The organism is Oceanicola sp. S124 (assembly GCF_000220565.1).
Taxonomy (GTDB): Bacteria; Pseudomonadota; Alphaproteobacteria; order Rhodobacterales; family Rhodobacteraceae; genus Pseudooceanicola.
Map to the genome: position 1 here is coordinate 1 of NZ_AFPM01000195.1, position 2,764 is coordinate 2,764.

At 69.0% G+C, this 2,764-nt stretch carries 3 protein-coding genes; 2 read left to right on the top strand and 1 reads right to left on the bottom strand.

Annotated features, from left to right (window positions below; translation table 11 throughout):
* Window positions 1-141: 141 nt before the first annotated feature.
* The gene (locus OS124_RS0113740) at window positions 142-831 is read right to left on the bottom strand and encodes a paraquat-inducible protein A (RefSeq protein WP_040607160.1); all 690 of its coding nucleotides are present in this window, start codon (window positions 829-831) and stop codon (window positions 142-144) included.
* Window positions 832-1,049: 218 nt separating this feature from the next.
* Here OS124_RS0113740 and OS124_RS0113745 point away from each other — a divergent pair, with 218 nt between their 5' ends.
* Together OS124_RS0113745 and OS124_RS0113750 are read left to right on the top strand one after the other, a co-directional pair.
* Window positions 1,050-2,231 carry a MalY/PatB family protein gene (locus OS124_RS0113745; protein ID WP_010140289.1) on the top strand — a complete coding sequence of 394 codons (1,182 nt, stop codon included), beginning with the start codon at window positions 1,050-1,052 and terminating at the stop codon, window positions 2,229-2,231.
* Window positions 2,232-2,415: 184 nt separating this feature from the next.
* Window positions 2,416-2,764, top strand: a 349-nt coding sequence (locus OS124_RS0113750; RefSeq protein WP_010140290.1) for a VOC family protein, incomplete at its 3' end; no start/stop codon positions are given.

A 2,764-nucleotide genomic window follows, 5' to 3' on the forward strand; every position in this document is an offset into this window, starting at 1 on the left:
CCCACCAGGCCCAGACCGCCTGCAGCGCATGGCGGGGGCGGCTTCTCAGGTGGTGGCCGCAGCGCTGGCAGGTCTGCTGCTCCTGCGGCCAGACGCGGCTGCAGCGGGTGCAGGCCACGAGGCCCATCTCGCGCGCCGACTTCATGCCGCAGGCTCCGGCGCCGGCCGGCCACCGGCGGGCGCCGGGCGCGAACGGTCGAGGCTCTTCCACACCGAGTGGCGGCAGATCAGCCGATCCTGCACCGGCACCAGGATGACCAGGCTGGCGAAGATCCAGAAGGCGGCGCCGAACTCGACCCGCGCCAGGTCTGTGACCTTGATCAGCGCGACGGCGCAGCCGATGGCAAAGACCTCGGCCATGGACCAGGGCCGCAGCGCCTCGGACAGGCGGAAGGCCGTGGCCGCGCCGGGCCAGGGCGCGCGGTCCCGCACCAGCGGCCAGAGCACGTAGATCGACAGCCCGGCCCGCAACGCGGGAATGAAGACGATCAGCGCCGCCAGCAGCAGGGACAGCCCTATCAGCAGCGGCGAGGCCGAAAAGGCCAGCGCCGCATCGAGGATCGAGCTGGCATGGGCCAGCCCCGCCCGGCTGATGCGCAGGAAGGGCAGCGTGGTGGCGGTGATCGCCAGGATCAGCACCGCGAGGCTGACTCCGATGATCTGCTTGCCCGCGCTCTTGCGCGGCGCCGCCAGCACGTGATCACAGCGTAGGCAAAGCACCCGTTCCCCCGGCCCCGGCTCTTCGACGCGCTGCACGGCGTCGCAGCGCGGGCAGGCGACGAGATCGGCAAGCGGGTCGCGTCGGACCGGGTCGGCAGGGGTTTCGGGCATCGCGCTCAAGAGACTGGAAAGACAGGGGTCACCTAGCCTCATCACCTTTGAAGTCAAATGGCAAGCACGGGCCCCGGACGCCAACGGATGGCAACCGGATGGCAATCCTCCCGGACCAAGACTGCGGAACCGCGCACACTGCCGCCGGGGATTCTGCGCGACAGGCCTTGCGCCCGCCGTCGCCTCCGTTAGCGTCTGCCCGAATGCAGGAGACCACCATGACCACCCCCGACTTCGACGAAATCATCGACCGCCGCGGCACCCATTCCTCGAAATGGGACGGAATGGAAACCTACTACGGCCTCTCCCCGGACGAGGGCCTGCCCATGTGGGTCGCCGACATGGACTTCCGCCCGCCGGCCTGTGTCACGCGGGCGGTGAAGGACTACGCCGACCACGGCGTCTTCGGCTATTTCGGCGATGACAGTGCCTACCGCGAGGCCGTCGGCTGGTGGATGCGCGAACGTCACGGCTGGCAGATCGACACCGGCGCGGTCTTCTCGACCCACGGGCTGGTCAACGGCACCGGCCTCTGCCTGCAGGCCTTCACCGAGCAGGGCGACGGGGTGATCCTGTTCACGCCGGTCTACCACGCCTTCGCGCGGGTGATCCGCGCGGCCGGCCGCAGGGTCGTCGAATGCCCTCTGGCACTGAACGAAGGCCGCTACGAGATGGACTTCGACGCCTATGACGCGCAGATGACCGGCGAGGAGCGGCTGCTGATCCTCTGCTCGCCGCACAATCCCGGCGGCAGGGTCTGGAGCGCGCAGGAACTGAAGGCCCTCGCCGCCTTCGCACAGCGCCACGACCTGATCGTGGTCTCCGACGAGATCCACGCCGACCTGCTGATGCCCGGCCAGACCCATCTGCCCATGGCCGTCGCCTGCCCCGAGATCGCCGACCGGCTGGTGATGATGACCGCCACCACCAAGACCTTCAACATCGCCGGCGCCCATACGGGCAACGTGATCCTGCACGACCCCGCCCTGCGCCGCCGCTTCGAAACGGTGATGTCGGCCTTCGGGATCTCTCCCAATGCCTTCGGCATGCACATGGCCACCGCCGCCTATTCCCCCGAAGGCGCCGCCTGGGTCGATGCGCTCTGCGCCTACCTCGACGGCAACCGGCAGCTCTTCGATGCCGGGATCGAGAAGATCCCGGGCCTGAAGTCGATGCGGCTGCAGGGCACCTACCTGGCCTGGGTCGATTTCTCCGGCACGGGTATGGAGACCACGGAAGTCCAGCGCCGCATCCTGAAGGACGCGAAGATCGCGGTGAACTATGGCGAAAGCTTCGGGCTGGGCGGCGAGAGCTACCAGCGGTTCAACCTGGCCACCCCCCGCGCCCGGGTGGAAGAGGCCGTCGAGCGGATGCAGAAGGCTTTCGCCGACCTGCAATGAGGACATGGGGAAGGGGGCGCTGCCCCCATCTCCTGCGGAGATCCCCCGCAGTATTTATGGCCATCGGATAGAGACAAGGGCCTCTTGCTTCCATCCGATGGCTGAAAATACTGCGGGGGTGAATGGTGCCGGCACGGCGCCAGAGGGGGCAGAGCCCCCTGCCCGGCCCCGGAAAGGACAGGACATGACCGAAAGCGCGAAGCTGGACCATATCGTCGTCGCCGCCGCCGATCTGGGCGCCGGTGTCGCCTGGGTCGAAGAGAGGCTGGGCCAGCCCCTGCCCTCGGCCGGGGGCAAGCATCCCTTGATGGGCACGCACAACCGGCTGATGCGGCTGGGAGAGGCCTCGTTCCTGGAGGTCATCGCGCCCGATCCTGATGCCGAAGCGCCCGCACATCCGCGCTGGTTCGGGCTGGATCATCCGCCCGCGACGCCACGCCTGGCGCATTGGCTGGTGCGCTGGCCCGGGCTGGCGCGGCAGGCGATCCCGGCGGTCAGTGGTCCGGCGATCCGCCAGCGGCGCGGCGACCTGA

What these genes read in the sequence shown, in the direction of transcription:
- OS124_RS0113740 (WP_040607160.1), bottom strand. Translation starts at nt 831, where the DNA reads ATGCCCGAAACCCCTGCCGACCCGGTCCGACGCGACCCGCTTGCCGAT.
- OS124_RS0113745 (WP_010140289.1), top strand. Translation starts at nt 1,050, where the DNA reads ATGACCACCCCCGACTTCGACGAAATCATCGACCGCCGCGGCACCCAT.